The organism is Kribbella sp. NPDC054772 (assembly GCF_053611945.1).
Genome location: NZ_JBSHBJ010000023.1, coordinates 1 through 14,563 on the forward strand (window position 1 = coordinate 1; position 14,563 = coordinate 14,563).

At 66.5% G+C, this 14,563-nt stretch carries 16 protein-coding genes; 7 read left to right on the forward strand and 9 right to left on the reverse strand.

The window, feature by feature from the left end; translation table 11 throughout:
* The first annotated feature begins 246 nt into the window (after positions 1 to 246).
* Complete coding sequence (locus ACWGID_RS28590) at positions 247 to 735, forward strand: GNAT family N-acetyltransferase (protein ID WP_452201664.1); 489 nt, start codon at positions 247 to 249, stop codon at positions 733 to 735.
* Here ACWGID_RS28590 and ACWGID_RS28595 read toward each other — a convergent pair.
* Positions 732 to 1,136 carry an NUDIX domain-containing protein gene (locus tag ACWGID_RS28595; RefSeq protein WP_452201666.1) on the reverse strand — a complete coding sequence of 135 codons (405 nt, stop codon included), beginning with the start codon at positions 1,134 to 1,136 and terminating at the stop codon, positions 732 to 734. The genes ACWGID_RS28590 and ACWGID_RS28595 overlap by 4 nt on opposite strands.
* A 132-nt stretch (positions 1,137 to 1,268) precedes the next feature.
* Here ACWGID_RS28595 and ACWGID_RS28600 point away from each other — a divergent pair, with 132 nt between their 5' ends.
* Positions 1,269 to 1,856 (forward strand): hypothetical protein, encoded by a 588-nt coding sequence (locus tag ACWGID_RS28600; RefSeq protein ID WP_452201668.1) that lies wholly within the window; start codon positions 1,269 to 1,271, stop codon positions 1,854 to 1,856.
* 10 nt (positions 1,857 to 1,866) lie between these two features.
* On the opposite strand, the gene ACWGID_RS28605 is transcribed toward ACWGID_RS28600, so the two are convergent.
* On the reverse strand, positions 1,867 to 2,685 hold the full coding sequence (locus tag ACWGID_RS28605) for an LLM class flavin-dependent oxidoreductase (RefSeq protein WP_452201670.1): 819 nt from the start codon (positions 2,683 to 2,685) through the stop codon (positions 1,867 to 1,869).
* Between the two features lie 118 nt (positions 2,686 to 2,803).
* Between ACWGID_RS28605 and ACWGID_RS28610 the strand changes: the two genes are divergently transcribed.
* Entirely contained in the window at positions 2,804 to 3,502 is a 699-nt protein-coding gene (locus tag ACWGID_RS28610; protein WP_452201672.1) for an alpha/beta fold hydrolase, read from the forward strand.
* Positions 3,503 to 3,505: 3 nt separating this feature from the next.
* On the opposite strand, the gene ACWGID_RS28615 is transcribed toward ACWGID_RS28610, so the two are convergent.
* A complete protein-coding gene (locus ACWGID_RS28615) occupies positions 3,506 to 4,003 on the reverse strand; it encodes an acyltransferase (RefSeq protein WP_452201673.1) in 498 nt (165 codons plus the stop codon).
* A 414-nt stretch (positions 4,004 to 4,417) separates the two neighbouring features.
* Here ACWGID_RS28615 and ACWGID_RS28620 point away from each other — a divergent pair, with 414 nt between their 5' ends.
* Together ACWGID_RS28620 and ACWGID_RS28625 are read left to right on the forward strand one after the other, a co-directional pair.
* Entirely contained in the window at positions 4,418 to 4,630 is a 213-nt protein-coding gene (locus ACWGID_RS28620) for a hypothetical protein (protein WP_452201675.1), read from the forward strand.
* Between the two features lie 129 nt (positions 4,631 to 4,759).
* Positions 4,760 to 5,275, forward strand: coding sequence for an N-acetyltransferase family protein (locus ACWGID_RS28625; protein WP_452201677.1), 516 nt, complete (start codon positions 4,760 to 4,762; stop codon positions 5,273 to 5,275).
* A 122-nt stretch (positions 5,276 to 5,397) separates the two neighbouring features.
* Here ACWGID_RS28625 and ACWGID_RS28630 read toward each other — a convergent pair whose 3' ends face one another.
* The 3 genes from ACWGID_RS28630 to ACWGID_RS28640 form a co-directional block, all read right to left on the reverse strand.
* Positions 5,398 to 5,910 (reverse strand): N-acetyltransferase family protein, encoded by a 513-nt coding sequence (locus ACWGID_RS28630; protein ID WP_452201678.1) that lies wholly within the window; start codon positions 5,908 to 5,910, stop codon positions 5,398 to 5,400.
* A 279-nt stretch (positions 5,911 to 6,189) separates the two neighbouring features.
* Complete coding sequence (locus tag ACWGID_RS28635; RefSeq protein ID WP_452201680.1) at positions 6,190 to 6,840, reverse strand: DNA methyltransferase; 651 nt, start codon at positions 6,838 to 6,840, stop codon at positions 6,190 to 6,192.
* A gap of 299 nt (positions 6,841 to 7,139) precedes the next feature.
* Positions 7,140 to 7,985: a class I SAM-dependent methyltransferase gene (locus ACWGID_RS28640; RefSeq protein ID WP_452201681.1), complete on the reverse strand. Its 846-nt coding sequence runs from the start codon at positions 7,983 to 7,985 to the stop codon at positions 7,140 to 7,142.
* Between the two features lie 98 nt (positions 7,986 to 8,083).
* Between ACWGID_RS28640 and ACWGID_RS28645 the strand changes: the two genes are divergently transcribed.
* On the forward strand, positions 8,084 to 11,605 hold the full coding sequence (locus tag ACWGID_RS28645) for an ATP-binding cassette domain-containing protein (RefSeq protein ID WP_452201683.1): 3,522 nt from the start codon (positions 8,084 to 8,086) through the stop codon (positions 11,603 to 11,605).
* 13 nt (positions 11,606 to 11,618) lie between these two features.
* Here the strand turns inward: ACWGID_RS28645 and ACWGID_RS28650 are convergent, their stop codons facing one another.
* Genes ACWGID_RS28650 through ACWGID_RS28660 form a run of 3 tightly spaced genes read right to left on the reverse strand, consistent with a single transcriptional unit; the run spans position 11,619 to position 13,605 of the window.
* Positions 11,619 to 12,392: a class I SAM-dependent methyltransferase gene (locus ACWGID_RS28650; RefSeq protein ID WP_452201684.1), complete on the reverse strand. Its 774-nt coding sequence runs from the start codon at positions 12,390 to 12,392 to the stop codon at positions 11,619 to 11,621.
* Positions 12,393 to 12,409: 17 nt separating this feature from the next.
* Entirely contained in the window at positions 12,410 to 12,823 is a 414-nt protein-coding gene (locus ACWGID_RS28655) for a VOC family protein (RefSeq protein WP_452201685.1), read from the reverse strand.
* Entirely contained in the window at positions 12,823 to 13,605 is a 783-nt protein-coding gene (locus tag ACWGID_RS28660; RefSeq protein ID WP_452201687.1) for a VOC family protein, read from the reverse strand. The genes ACWGID_RS28655 and ACWGID_RS28660 overlap by 1 nt, the downstream gene beginning before the upstream one ends.
* A 132-nt stretch (positions 13,606 to 13,737) precedes the next feature.
* Here ACWGID_RS28660 and ACWGID_RS28665 point away from each other — a divergent pair, with 132 nt between their 5' ends.
* Positions 13,738 to 14,493 carry a class I SAM-dependent methyltransferase gene (locus ACWGID_RS28665; RefSeq protein WP_452201689.1) on the forward strand — a complete coding sequence of 252 codons (756 nt, stop codon included), beginning with the start codon at positions 13,738 to 13,740 and terminating at the stop codon, positions 14,491 to 14,493.
* Positions 14,494 to 14,563 lie beyond the last annotated feature (70 nt).

Sequence of the window (14,563 nt, forward strand, 5' to 3'; positions counted from 1 at the left end):
TTTTTTTTATATGTTCTCTTTTCTCTGCAGTGTCCGCAGCTCCAACCCGCCACCATCCCCCTCCGCACCGCCCCCCCCCCCCGGCTGATCTCAGCGCAAGACGACAAGGCCCACCAAGGGGCCCATCATTCGCTGCACGCTGACCATAACCAGAGGCTACCGCCACACCGCGCTCCCGACGAACGCGTTTCCACCGTGCCTGCAAATCGCTGGCGCCCGCCGACGCTGACCTGCCAGGCTGCCCAGATGGCCGAGGTCGTAGTCCCGCTGACCGTTCGTGATCTCACCGAAGCGGACCTGCCCGCCTGCGGCTGGTACGGGACGGCGACGGGTCTTCGCGCCGTAGCCGACGCGATCGAGCGTGCCCGACGCGGCGAGGTCGACTACCTCGCGGTCTGCCCGCCCTCCGGCCTACCAGTTGCGGTCGGTGGGATCGACTACAGCAAACCGCCCGGCGCGGCGACCATCTGGCAACTGTCGGTCCAGGAAGAGCTGCGCTCCTGTGGGATCGGTTCAGTGCTGATCGCGGCGTTGGAGCGGCGAGCCCGAGACCGTGGACTCGGCTGGGTCGAGTTGGGTGTGGACGACAACAGATCGCGGCCGCGCGCTTTGTACGAGCGGCTCGGCTACGTGGTGAGCGGCAGCGAGATCGGCTCGTGGGACGAGGAGACTCCGGACGGGTCGACGACCCGCTACGAAACCCAGATAACCCTGCTACGTAAGCAACTGACCTAGCCGGTTGCGACCTGGATGGCGTGCAGAATGCTCGACAGGCCGGCCGGGTTGGCCAGCTTCAAGTCCGCGAGTTCCTCGGGCCGGAACCAGCGGAGGTCGTCGTGCTCGTCGGGTGCGGCGTTGACAGGTTCTCCGTCCCAGCGCGTGACGAGGAACGCGCGCATGTCGAGGGCCGGGTCGCTGATCGTCAGAGGCATGGGTACGGCGTCGTCGATCCGGACCCCGAGTTCCTCGAGGCACTCCCGGCGTACCGCCTGGTCCGGCGACTCACCTGCCTCGACGTGTCCGCCGACGAGGTCCCAGCAATCGGGGTACGCCGAACGCGACGGGTGGCGATGCACCATTAGCACGAGACCGTCCCGCACAAGCGCAGCGACCGCGATCGGAATCTTGGCAACCATACCGGGCACTCTAAGGGCTACGGACTCTCGTGCGGCGCTGGTGAGTCATTCTCGCGCGATCGCATTGACCTGCCGCACCACCGCGTCGCGAAGTCGCGAGCGGAGCGCCTCTGGTGCCGTAGGGTTCAGGCCGTGTCCGATACCGACGTACTCGTCCTGCGACCGGCCGCAGGTCAGCGCCGCCAGGTCCTCTTGATGCTCGTCGTGATCACCGCGGCCCTCGTGGTCGGCGGCGTCCTGGCCGGTGGCCGGCCGGCCCTGATCACCTCCATCGGTCTCGCCGTGCTGCTCGCCGTGACCCTTGCCGTTTATCTGCGGCGCTCCCGCATCGTGGTCACCCCCGTCGGTATCGAGGCGCGCGGCCTGACATTCCACCGCCGCCGGGACCGCGCGCTCGCCGCTTCGGTGATCCGGGCAACGGTGGTCCAACCCGGGGCTGTCTCCGAGACCATCGTCGTCCTCGACGCCGGACAGAACCCCCTGCTGAACATCAACGGCGCCCTCTACGCGCGCACTGATCTCGACCGGCTCATCGCCCACCTCGGCCTGCCCACCGACGGGCCGGGCAGGCCCGTCAGCTTGACCCAACTCGAGCGCGAGCGACCCGGCACCGTCAGTTGGCCCGGACGCCACCCGATTGCGTTCCCGCTGCTCTGCGCCCTCGGCTTCGCCATCGCCGCCGTCGTTCTCGGAGTCGTGGTCGCAGCCCTCACCGGTTGACCTGCGCTGCCTACTGCCCGGCCAGCTTCGCCACCGTCGGCGCGAGTTTGTCGGCGAAGTCGGCGCCGATGACGAAGTACGAGAACCCGATCTCCTCGCGTCGCCGCTGGACTTCCTCGGCCGCCGCCGCAGGGTCGCTGGGAAGGATGACGAGCGAGTCGGCCGCGCGGAGCGCCTCGATGTCGAGGTTGGGCGCAGCCATGAACGGTGCGGCTCGGTCACCGACGGCGGCGACGTGCTGAGCGAGCTCCATGTCCCGCCGGCCGGCGAAGTCGCGAACCCGCTTCGTGGTTTCGGCCCGATCGTCGTCCGTCGCGAGGACGAACGTGACGGCGTCAGCGACTTCGAGCGCGAGCGCCTGCGACTTCGGTCCGCTCACCGCCATGACCACCGGCGTGTGCTGATCGGGGCCGTCGAATCTACGCAGGGCGGCCACGGTCTCGCACATTCTGGTACGACGCTCAGCGGGGGAGACCGGGGGCAGCCCGAGCTCGACCTCGATCCCGGGTCGGCCGGCGCCGATGCCCATCTCGAAGCGGCCGTCGGTGAGTACTGAGAGTGAGTGAGCTTCCCATGCGGTGTTCCAGGGGTCGCGTAGCGCGGCGGCGTACACCCAGGAACCGATCCGCAGGTCAGCGACCGCGGCCGCGGTTGCCAGCGTGGGGCCAATTGCTGGTTGCCACGTAGGAACGTCGGGCATCAGCAACGTCGAGTAACCGCTGTCGGCGATGCGGCGCGCACGGTCGCGCCACGTCAACACATCAGAAGTCAGCGGCGCGACGACCCCGAAGCGAAACGGTCTGGTCGACGGCCTGGCCTGGTCGGGCATTGTGGTTCTCCTTTTCGGTCCCTTTGCCTCATCCACGAACCGGCGATCCAGAATCCGACAACATCACGCCAAGAATTTCGACTGCTCGGGCTGGATGTTGTTGCTAGCGTCCGTGGTCATGGAATCGCGGATGGTCGAGGTGGACGGCGTCGCGCTGCATGTCGGCGTAACTGGCTGGGGGCGCGATGTGGTCGTGCTGACCGGTGGGCCGGGCTGCGTGCAGTACCTGGAACGGGACGAGATCTCACCTCCCGATCACCGGGCCTGGTTTCCGGAACCGCGTGGAGTCGGCCGCTCGGGCGGCGAGCCACACAGCATGGAGCGAGCGATCGCTGATCTCGAAGGTATCCGCTCGGCTGTCGGCGTCGGCAGCTGGCTCGTTGTCGGGCACTCGTGGGGTTGTGATCTGGGCGTCCGCTACGCGGTCGAACATCCGGGGTCGGTCGACGGGGTGATCGGCATCGCCGGCACCGGTCCGCAACGCGACCGCAGCTGGTCCGCGGCGTATCACGCCGGCAAGGACTCGGAGCCCGTTGTCCCGATCGACTATGTACCGGAGGTGCATGCGGCGCTCGGGGAGTCGTTCAAGGAGTGGATTCGCCAACCTGGTCTGTGGCGTGGGCTGGCCGATTGCGACGTACCCATGCATTTCATCGCGGCAGGGGACGATATTCGCCCCTCCTGGCCGCTGGCCCAGCTTGCCGCGCTCGTCCCACGAGGCGAGTTCTCGACGGTGCCTGGCGTTCCGCACGACTTCTGGTTCACCCATCCCGAGCTCTGGTCCAAGACCGTAGCTGCCGCCTGCACCGCGATGTAGCGCTCAGGGTTGGGCATTTGGGTACGTGACGGCTCGCAGGACCTTCGCCGGTGCGCCGGCCGCGACGGAGTACGGCGGAATGTCCTGCGTCACCACGCTGTTCGCGCCGATCACGCACCTCTCGCCGATCGTCACCCCGCTCGTGACGACCACGTTCGCCCCCAACCAGACGTTGTCGCCGATCCGCGTCGGCCCCTTCGAATCGAACCCCTGCCACGGCACCGGCCGCTCCGGATCGTCGAACCGATGATTGGCATCCGTCACGAAGCACCCGTTCGCCAGCATGCAGTGCGACCCGATCTCCACCAGGTCCAGAGCCGCGACCATCACGGCGATGTTCAGGAATGTCCCGTCCCCGATCCGCACCCGCCCCTCGTCGCCAACGGTGATCCACACGTTGGGCTCGAACAACGCGTTGGCCCCCACCTCGAGCCGCCCGTCCCGCAACGCCTCCAACACATTCCCGTGCAACGGCCACCGCGCGAACGCCCCACGCCGCATCAACTCCCAGTGAACCCGCCCCCGATTCCACGGCAACGAACTCCGCTGATACCACCGCCACTTCTGCACCCAAACCCTCAGCTGCCCAAGAAGCTCCTCCACCCGCGCCAGCCTACGCGGCAACAACCGCCACTCGTATCAGTTGATATAGAGGCCGTCGCCGGCTGTGGACTGTCTGCCGGGGTCGACATACGACGTCAATCAACTCGATCTCTCTGCTGGGGGAGTCTGACAAGCGGTCGTTTGGGTGGGCAAGATAGACAGGGGAGGCGACACTTCGCTGCCCGTACTTCGCCCGTACTTTGTGCTCCAGCAGGACCGCTATTGTCTGGCTCCATGAGTGCATGGAATGTTGGCCCGAGGCAACAATCAGGGGCATCCAGTGCCCGCCGACGGCCCGGCATGGCGGGCGTCGTGGCAGGGATCGTCCTGCTGGGCGTCGCGCTGGTCGTCCTGATCCTCCCGTTCGGCCTGTTCATCCTCGGAGGCGGCGGCGACACCGAGGCGTTCAGCGCGATGCTGAGAGGATTCGTGACCGTCAGCGCGGTCATCGCCGCACTAGGCCTCGCCACACTGACCTACGGCATCATCACGCTCATCTCGTCCCGCCGCGGCACACCTCAGTAGCCGCAAACCGTGCCGCCTGCCGAGATGTCCGCGGTCCGGGGGAGAGGTCATCAATTCCGTGCCTTCCCATCAGCGGTACGACCAGTCGTACCGCCCGATCAGCTTGTCTAAGTCGTAGCCTCGTTCCTCATGACAGAGCCAACGCCGGTAGTCCGCATTCGAGACGCAGTACCTGGTGACGCGGATGCGCTTGCGGAACTGCATGCCCGGTCGCGGGCTGCGTACTACGGTGCCGGCGGCCATGACGTGCCAGCAGTTCCTGACGAGAAGTACCGGGAGACCTGGCGCCAGATGGTGGCGGATTCTCGACTCGTCGTCCTCGTAGCTGTCTTGGACGATGACATCGCCGGTGTGATCACGCTGGACGCCAACGGAGTGTTCCCAACCAACGCACCGAACGAGACACGCGTCCGGCTAGTCGGGATCTTCGTCGAGCCAGACCGATGGTCGAGCGGCGTCGGTACCGCCCTGATGGAACGCTTCGTCTCCATCGCACGCCAGGCCGACGCTGTGGGGGAGGTGGACGTCTGGGAGCGAAACTCCCGAGCCATCCGCTTCTACGAGCGCCACGGCTGGACCCGCGACGGAACCTCCCGTCCAGGGCCGGCCGGCGCCGACTACGCCGGCTTCGTACACCTGCCATAACCGGGCACTTTCCCGCAGGCAAGCAGGTGGGCATCCGAGCGTCGGGCGGACGTCGTCAGCGGGTCGGCGCTGTGCCGATGCCGCGTCGGTTGGCTTATGCGATGGGGTCTTGAGGAAGCTCACTAGTCGCGTGGGCTCATCGTGGCGTGAGTGTCTTTGCGCATTTCGATCTGGACTGGCCGGAAGCCCTGCTGCTGGTAGAAGCTTCCAGCCGTTTCGTTCTGGCTGTGCACGTGCAGCGTGATCGCAACAGCGCCGTCTTGATGGGCTAGCTGTTCCAGCCGTCCAATGAGCATGGCGCCGATTCCTCGTCGGCGGTACGAGGCGCTGACAACGAGATCATTGACCTGCATCACAGGACCGTCATAGGGAGCGATCGCCTGCGTGGGCCGCGGCCGGATTGAGCCGGCCACGAGTCCAGCCAGCCTGCCCCTGTCATCCTCGGCAACGACGATCTGCAACCCGCTCTTTCTGTCGGCGCGAGATAGGTCTTCGCGCACCGACTCTCGTACGTCGACTTTCCTGAAGTCGGCTGGCCATTTTTCGGCGTGCCAGTCGACCGTCTCGGCATACAGGTCGCAGATCTGGTCAAGATCCTCCGGCAACTTGGCTGGCCGAACCGTCACCTCATCCATGGGAAAGCACTGTAGTCGCCAGGGCATATCCTCTCGCCGGATTCGACGGCGCTCCTCACGACTGATGGTCCGGGAGGCCCGGTAGGACAGGAAGTCAGCGCCTGCCCAATGTGGCATGTCGCATCGCCGTCGCAGGGGAGGACCGCCAGGGCATCGGCTCAACTGCGAGTTCTCGCGGCTGATGAAACTCGCACTCTTGAACCGGCGTGGACGGGAGCTGATGAGCCGGGTGTTGCCGCGGTGCGACGGCGCAGGTTGCGGCCGTGTGGTGCTCGTGCTCTAACTGAGCTTCTGAAAGACGAGGCAGTAGTCACCGCTGATGAAGTCGAGCGGACGATCCCATTGAAGGTACGTCTCTCCACGGAGGGCGAGATGGGGTCGCAGGATGTGCGCGATGTCCCACGCCAACGGGGTGACGACATCACCTGTTCGGATGTTCGCGGCGTTGATCACCAGGTAGCCGCCGTTGCGCAGGCAGTCCTTGACGGCCAGGAACACACTCAGCAGCTCGTCCAGGTAGGTCGAGTAGTCACCGTCCAGGGTTGCGTAGCCCGTGAGCGGGTTCTGAGGATGGTCGACAGCGCTCATGTAGGGCGGTGACGTTAGGCACAGATCCACCTGCCCGATCTCGAGCTGATCGAGTTGTCGCGCATCCCCTTCGATGACCACGCCGCTCGAATCGAGCCGCTGCCTGATAAGCGCCGCTCGCTCTGGTACCAGTTCGACGCCGATTGGTTTCCGGCCCATCTGATGGCTGACAACCAGCGTCGTGCCATAGCCGGCGAAGGGATCCAGGACGACGTCCCCGACAGAGGAATGCTGCTCCAGCACTTCACGGACGAGCGCTTGGGTGAAGTGGACGTCTTCGGCAGCCGTGTCGGGCCGCTCCGCGGCCAGTTCGTCAGCTGAGATGTTCAGGACTCGGTCCATCTGCGGAGCATGGCAGCTGTCCGGGTCAGCTGCCCCGGACAGCTGCGACATACCGGCTGGATGCGGTCGCTGAGTCAACGGTCGACGGGTGAGCTGACCTGCAGGAACGACAGGGCGAGACGGAGTTCTCTCAGCTGTTTCAACTCGTGCTACTCAATCGCCGATAACGAACATTATGTCAACTAAAGCCGAATCAGCTGCATCTGCTGCGGTAACTCATCGCTCCCCTGTGACAGGTCGTCACAACGGCGCCGCCGGGGCTTTGGCCTGCGCAAACGGCGGTCGTTGCCTGGCTGTCGTCATCTGTCGCGTTCGGCGCTGACGATCAGGAAGTTCGGCAGTGCGACGTAGGACTCGATCGCATCGATTCCGCTGTCTCGTGCGACCTGTGGATCAAGCCTTGGTTCGCACAGTTCGGTCACGCGACACCCGAGACTGATGACCTCGTTGATGTAGGCCGACAGCGGGCGGTGGAAGTCGGGTGCACGGCCCTCTGGCATCTCGTACTCATCCAGGTACCGATCTAGTTGGTAATGACCGTGGTCCCGCCACGTTGGGTAGAGATTCTCAAACGCCGGATGGGTGATCGAGAAGACGAACCGGCCTCCCGGCTTCAGTGCGCCGACGCACGCCGCCATCGCCGACTGCCAGGCCGGTATGGCGAGCAGCACCATGCTGCAGACCACCGCGTCGAACGGCTGACCGACCTCCGGCAACGTCGAGAGGTCAGCCTGTACGAACCTGATTCCCTGACGCCGCTCCTGCTCGATCTTCTGAGCGCGCGCCAGCAGTGCGGTAGCCGGCTCCACACCAACCACGTCAGCTCCGCCTTCGGCCAACAGCCGGCTGAAATAGCCTTCGCCACTGCCTGCATCGAGGACTTTCCGGCCATCGACGGGCCCCAGCATCCGGAGCAGGTTCCCATTCATCAAGTGGCGCTTGGGAAAATCGCCCTGATCGTCGTACGCCTCAATCGCGTCACTCGGCATCGCCGACCACGCTGCGATCGCCTCTGAGTTACTGATCGTGGACATGTGGACACACCTCTCCGACGACAGATAGGCAGGGTCAGCCTTGTAACCTACCGCCTCGCCCAGCTCTGCATGAGGTTCCATCACCAGGCTGACGACCGGCTGACGCGGCATGCGCACCAACCTGACAGGACGATTAGTGGTTGGTGAGCGTCGTTGGGACTGGAAAACCGGCTGATTATGGGTGTGTCGCGGCCTAGGGTTTCGGACTGATGACCGAGCTTCTCGCGCCGCATGCCAACACGTCGCCGCCCGTCGATCCAGCGCGGCGGGTCGATTGGCGACGTCTGCGCGGGCCGGGTTCCGCGGTGGCGCTTGCGGCGTCCGCGGTCGGTGCGCTGGGTTCTACGTTGGGCAGTGTCGTGGCTGGGTTGCTGGCGGCGGAGCCTAGTTGGCGGCTGGTTGGGTTGCTGATGGTGTGTGTGGTCGGCGGGGCCGTGATCAATAGCGTCGGCAAGATCATCTGGGTTGGCGTCTGCGACAGAGTTGAAGGTCGGCTGCGTGAGGACGTGCTCGAGGCGGCTATTTGGCAGCCGCTGGCTGTCTTGAGCGAACAAGCCGTCGGCGAAATCCTGGATCGGGTCGACGACGACTCCCACGAGGTCGGCGCCCTGCTGCGTTCCCAGGTCTGGATGCTGGCGGGAATCCTCTTCGGGACGATTCCGATGTGGATCGTCGCCGGGGTGACCTGGTGGCCGGCCGCTGTGCTCTTCCCCGTGCTTGCCGTGATCACGTGGTTCGCCATCCGCAAGCTCCTGGCCGAGATCGCCACCCGGAAGATCGTCGAAGAGATGGCCTGGACCGATCACACCGCCGCGCTCGAGGAAGGCATCGCCGGCCGCGACGATCTCCGGACGAGTCTGGGCCAGGCGCACGTCCTGGTACGGGTTGCCCGCCTCTCGGCCGCGGTGCACGAGAAGTTCAACTCGAGGATCACCGTGGACAGCCGGATCACCCGACGGGCCGGTGTGCTGTTGCATGGCCTGCTCGCAGCGATCGGCGTCGCCGAGATCGCCCTGGCCGTCGACAACCACCTGACCGTGGCACGGTTGGTGACCCTGTTCCTGGTCACCTCGACCTTCGTCGGACAGATCGCGATGGTCGCGAACAACCTGCCCGCTCTCCAGGCCGGACTCGGCGCCATCACCCGCCTGCGGCAGATGCTCGCCGCCGAACCCGAACCGGACGGCGGGCTAGAGCTGCCGTTGGACGGCCCGGTCGACCTGGAGATTCGCGACCTGAACTTCTCGTACGCCGAAGGCACCTTCGCGCTCCGCGACATCAATCTGCGCGTACTGGACGGTCAAACCATCGCCCTCGTCGGACGCACCGGCTCCGGCAAATCGACGCTCGCCTCACTGATCTCGCGAGCCATCGAACCGCCGCCGGGCAGCGTGTTCCTCGCCGGTCACGATGTCGGCGATCTCGACCTGCAAAAGCTTCGCGCGGCAGTCGGTGTGGTCACCCAGAGAACTGAGATCCTTGCCGGCAGCCTGGCCGAGAACATCGCCCTGTTCAACGATGACCTGCCGAGGTCCGTCATCGAGGCGGCCGTGGCGGAACTCGGGCTACGCGACTGGGTCGCAGGCCTGGCGGACGGCCTGGACACGCTGCTCGGCCCAGGTGGTACGTCGTTGTCCGCGGGCGAGGAGCAGCTCGTCGCGTTCGCCCGACTGCTGGTCCGCGACGTGAGAGTGGTGATCCTGGACGAGGCGACCGCGCGGATGGATCCGCTGACCGAGCGGCTGGTGATCTCCGCATCGGACCGACTGCTCTCCGGCCGTACGGGCGTTCTGATCGCGCACCGACTCTCGACGATCGCCCGAGCACCGCTGGTCGCAGTCCTCGACCACGGCCGGGTCGTCCAGCACGGAGTTCGTGCCGAACTGGCCCTCTCCCCCGGACCGTTCCGGGAACTGTTGCTGGCCGGCGCTTCCGGCGCAGACGGGCATGATCACCACCAGGAGCCGGACCAGGATCGTACGGTCAAGGCCGAGGCGGTCGGTGGTCGGCGTCGGATCGGCGTACCGCCTGAACCTGCCGACGTTGGCACCGGACCGAGTCTCGCCCGCGGCGTCGCGCATGTGCTGCTGGTCCGTCCGGACTGGAGCGTGGTCGGCGCGCTGCTGTTCCTGTTGGTGGGCCTGATCGGCGCGCAAGGAGCGGTCACCGGTCTCGTGTGGGGCCATGTCGTCGAAGCCCTGAACCACGGGCGGGCACCGTGGTGGCTCGCCGTAGCTCTGGTGGCGACCCTGCTCACTGCCCCGCTGCTGTTCGCTGAGGGCCTCGCGCGCTATCCGCGCCGGGCGGCCGAGGTGATGCTGCGGACGCGGATGTCGGTGCTGTTCGGTCAGACCGGACAGCGCCGATTGCCCCGTACGCCACCGGGCGAGGTGGTCGCCCGCGCCATGGATGCCCAACGGATCATCAGCTACGGCGACCGGTGGGTCGACTTCTTCAACGCCTTGGTGATCGCGGTCGTCACCGCCGTACTCGGTGGCACCTGGCTGGCAGGCGCCGTACTGCTGGCCGTGATGGTCTCATCGGCGCTGGCCTCGACAGTCGGTCGCCCGTTCGCTGGTCGATCGGCGGCCGCGGCGTCGGCAGCCCGTGCCCGGTTCGGCCGCGCGCTGGTGTCCGCACTGGAGGCGGCCCGGACGATCAAGTTGGCAGCGGCGACGCCGCAGGTGCATGCCCATCTGCAGCATGTGGACGGCGGGCGGGTGGCAGCCGCGGTGCGGGAACACCGGGTGCAAGCCTGCCTGGACGGCATCCCCGTCGTGATGGTGCAGATCGGCGTGGTGTCGGCGTGGGCGGCGTACATGGGAAATGTCTGGGGCCTGGCCACCGCGCTGCTGGTCGCCAATGCCGTCAACGGTTTCGACTACTTCGGACGAGTCGCGAGTTCGGTCGTCACCGACGCGCCAGGTACCCGGGCGTGGCAGGCCGAGACCAGCCGCTTTGCCGGCGGCGCCGACCTGATGGACCTGCCGCCTGGTGTCGACCTGGTCGCCGGCATCGCGCCCGGACCCGAGCCGGTCCCCCGGACCCGGCTGCTTCGGTTGGACCTGGTCGACCTCAGCGCGATCCACGACGACGGCACCATCGGCGTCTGCGGCGTCAACCTGACCGTCGAGGCCGGTGAGCTGGTGCTGTTGGTCGGCCAGGTCGGTTCCGGCAAGTCCAGCCTGCTCTCCGCCCTGTCCGGACTGATCGATCATCGAGGTCAGATCCGTTGGAACGGCGAACTCATCGATGACCCGCAACTGTTTCTGCGTCCGGGGCAGGTCGCGCATGTTGCCCAGGTGCCCCGGGTGCTGTCCGGCAGTTTCGCCGATAACGTACGGCTCGGGCACGCCCGCACGTTCGAGGGTCCGGTGGCGGGCGCCCGCCTGGACACCGACGTCGCCGACGCCGGCGGTGAGGACGCACTGGTCGGCCATCGAGGCGTACGGCTCTCGGGCGGTCAGGTCCAACGCCTCGCGCTCGCGCGCGCCCTGGCGACCGATGCGGAACTGCTGCTGGCCGACGACGTCTCCAGCGCCCTGGACGCCACTACCGAGATCGAACTGTGGAAGACGCTGCGGGAGCGCCGCGCGACGGTCATCGGCGCGACCTCGAAACGGGCTGCGCTGGCACAGGCCGATCGGGTCGTCGTACTGGTCGACGGCGAGGTCGCCGCGGTCGGTCCCTGGTCCGAACTCTCCGCGAGTTGGTCCCACTTGGCCGGCTGACCGCTGGCCTTCACTACCGTGCGGGTAGTGGACGGAGCTTGAAGATGAGGATGCCGAGGTACTTGTTCATCCAGGCTTGTTTGTGGGGGTATCGGCGTCGGGCGTCTTCGGACAGTTGAGGCTCGAGCGCAGTCTCGATCCACAGGCCCGCGGCGCTGAAGGTGTTGATCAGGTCAGAGATCGTGTACGGGCGTTTGGTCAGGGTGATGTGGTCGTTCCAGCCGCTGGTGTAGGAGAACTGGGCCGTGGTGAAGTACTCCTCCCCCAGCGTCGTTCCGTTGCTTTCGGCGCGTTCGACGGCGTACCGGATGGGTTGTGTTCTGGTCAGCAGGATGAAGCCGTCGTCGGTCAGCATCGCGCGGGCTGCTTGCAGGGTGCGGACTGGATCTTTCGCGTAGCCGAAGGACTGCAGGAACAGGATCCGGTCGAAGGTGCGGCCTGCTAGTGCAGGCAGGGAATCGAGCTCGGACAGATCGCCTTGGATCAACTCCAGGCCGGGCGGCGGGTCTTCAAGGAAGTTGCCGCTGACATCTATACCTACGGAATCGGTCGCACCCTGCTGGACCAACTGCGCGAGCTTGCCACCGTTGCCGCAGCCGAGATCGAGCACCGACCGTCCGGTGACATCGCCCAGAAGCTCGCGCTGCGCAGGCCACTCGACGAGCCGATCCAGTGAGTCCTCTTTGGTACGGGCCCGCTCGTAGTCGGGAGCTAGTTCCAGCCACGCTTGGCTCGACTCCCCCGGTGTGTTCGAACTCGTCGCCTCTGAACCGTCTGAGATCGCCACGAGACAGACCCTAGTCGTCAGCCGAGACAGAGGCAGAAGGGGTGGCCGTCGGGGTCGATCATGACGCGATGTTCTGCGGGACGTGGTTGGACGGCGGCGAGGGTGGCGCCGCATTCGATCGCCCGCGCGACGGCGGCGTCCAGGTCGTCGACGCCGAGGTCCAGATGCATCGTCGACGTCTGCTCGCCGTCGGCTGTCGGCCACTGCGGTCGGCGGTAGTTGGCCTCGTAGTCGAAGTTCAACGCTGGTTCGGCGACACCGTCCGGCGGGCAGACCAGCGCATAGCCGGCCTCGGGTGGCTCGCCTGGTCGCGGCCCTTCTTCACGGATGTACGGCCAGCTCAGCAGCCGCGAGTAGAACCGCGCCAACTCGCGCGGGCGAGCAGCCATGATCGTCAGCGCCCCGAGCCGGATCCGCGGTGGACCGGCCATCAGATGCAGAAGGGGTGGCCGGCGGGGTCTGCATAGCATTGCGACGTCGACCGGTTGGGCGGCATGTGGATCGCGCCAAGCCCTTCGGCTCGATCGATCGCGGGCTGTGCACCGTCGGGGAATCGGTAGTCGATGTGCACCTGCGCTGGGTACGCCGGATCCGGGAACCGGGTGGGACAAACCTGCGCGTACTGGAACGCCAGGTTCGGTAGGTCGTCGTCATCGTCCAGGTCGAGCACGACCCAGGTGGGCGAGTCTTCGAGCCGCTTCGGCACACCGAGGAAGCCCTCGTAGAAGCTCGCCAGCGCCCGCGGGCTGTAGCAGTCGAACACGACGCGCTGCAGTTCCGCCGACTTCGCCGAAGGATCGGCGTACAGACAGAAGGGGTGCCCGACGGGATCGGCGTACGTCCGGAACTGTCCCTGATCCCGCAGCAATGTCGCTCCGCGGCTGAGTACGAGTTCCTCGGCCGCCGCGGCGTCCGGTACGGCGATGTCGAAGTGCAGGTGCTGTGGATACTCGGGGTCGGGCCAGCGTGGTGGGCGGTCGTCCGACCAGCCGTCCCGCCCGATGCCCAACCGCAGCTTGCTTCCGCCGTCGGTCGTCTTCCCGGCGATGTAGTCGGCGTCGGGCGGGCGCTTCTGCAGCGCGAGGTCGCCCCACGGCTCGTGCAGCTGCATCCCGAGGAGGTCCCGATAGAACTCTGCCAGCGCCCGGTCTCGGCCCTCTGGACATCCGATGTAGATGATCATCGCGTCGCTGTCTCGGAGTAGGTGGGTCACTGGGGCCTCCCGACCGGCCGTCGCCGTGGCCCATCGTTCACCGGATGCATCGGGATCGTCCAGACCCGCGCACACGTCGGAGCGTCGCCGGGTGAGGGCTGAAAGACTGCGCTAGTGGCTTCTCGATCAGCGATGGTTGCCGGCGAGCGACCGTTCTACGACCTGCACGCCGAGGCGTACGACGCGTTGATCACCGACCCGGTCGAGCCGTGGGTCGATGCTGTGGATGGTTCCCTGCGTGCAGCCGGGCTCACGTCGGCGTCTGTTCTGGACGCTGGCTGCGGCACCGGGCGGCACGCGCAGGCGCTGGTTGAGCGCGGCCACCGCGTCTCGTTGCTGGATGCTTCCTCGAGGCTGCTCGCGATCGCGAGCAGCCGGTGCCCCGACTCCCGCGTCCATCAGGCCGACGTCTGTGGGCCGAACCTTCGTGAGAGCTTCGAGGCGATCACCTGCCGGGGCGTGCTGAACGACTTGGTCCTGGACGAGGAGCGCGACGCAGCGCTGAGGTCGTTCGCGGGGCTCCTGAGGTACGGCGGCGTGCTGTTTCTGGACGTCCGAGAGACAGCCGAGTCCCGACGACGAGCTGACGGCGAGTGGCGACGTACCGAGGTGGCGATGCAGGACGGCGCGACGTTGAGGTTCGCCAGCCGACCGCTGTGGCGGGCAGGCCGGATCGTCATTGAGGAGCGGTATGAGCTCGTCGGCAGACAGGGGTCGTCGTCGGTGCACGAGTACGTGTTCGAGATGCGTCCCTGGGGACGGGACGAGATCTCGGCTCGCCTGAGCGATGCCGGGTTCAGCGGGGTCGAGACGCTGCAGGGCGTGGGGCGGCGAAGCCCTGACAGGCTCTTCGTTGTGGCAGTTCGGGATAAGGGTTGGACGAGGTGACGATGGGACTTGTAGCTTGCGGGTGGTCGTGACTTTCGGTTGAGGAGGTGGGATCCATGAACGCGGTATC

Coding starts and splice junctions, on each gene's coding strand:
- ACWGID_RS28655 (WP_452201685.1), bottom strand. CDS start 12,823: ATGGCCGGTCCACCGCGGATCCGGCTCGGGGCGCTGACGATCATGGCT.
- ACWGID_RS28595 (WP_452201666.1), bottom strand. CDS start 1,136: ATGGTTGCCAAGATTCCGATCGCGGTCGCTGCGCTTGTGCGGGACGGT.
- ACWGID_RS28605 (WP_452201670.1), bottom strand. CDS start 2,685: ATGCCCGACCAGGCCAGGCCGTCGACCAGACCGTTTCGCTTCGGGGTC.
- ACWGID_RS28665 (WP_452201689.1), top strand. CDS start 13,738: ATGGTTGCCGGCGAGCGACCGTTCTACGACCTGCACGCCGAGGCGTAC.
- ACWGID_RS28615 (WP_452201673.1), bottom strand. CDS start 4,003: ATGCGGCGTGGGGCGTTCGCGCGGTGGCCGTTGCACGGGAATGTGTTG.
- ACWGID_RS28590 (WP_452201664.1), top strand. CDS start 247: ATGGCCGAGGTCGTAGTCCCGCTGACCGTTCGTGATCTCACCGAAGCG.
- ACWGID_RS28625 (WP_452201677.1), top strand. CDS start 4,760: ATGACAGAGCCAACGCCGGTAGTCCGCATTCGAGACGCAGTACCTGGT.
- ACWGID_RS28645 (WP_452201683.1), top strand. CDS start 8,084: ATGACCGAGCTTCTCGCGCCGCATGCCAACACGTCGCCGCCCGTCGAT.
- ACWGID_RS28640 (WP_452201681.1), bottom strand. CDS start 7,985: ATGCCGCGTCAGCCGGTCGTCAGCCTGGTGATGGAACCTCATGCAGAG.
- ACWGID_RS28610 (WP_452201672.1), top strand. CDS start 2,804: ATGGAATCGCGGATGGTCGAGGTGGACGGCGTCGCGCTGCATGTCGGC.
- ACWGID_RS28635 (WP_452201680.1), bottom strand. CDS start 6,840: ATGGACCGAGTCCTGAACATCTCAGCTGACGAACTGGCCGCGGAGCGG.
- ACWGID_RS28630 (WP_452201678.1), bottom strand. CDS start 5,910: ATGGATGAGGTGACGGTTCGGCCAGCCAAGTTGCCGGAGGATCTTGAC.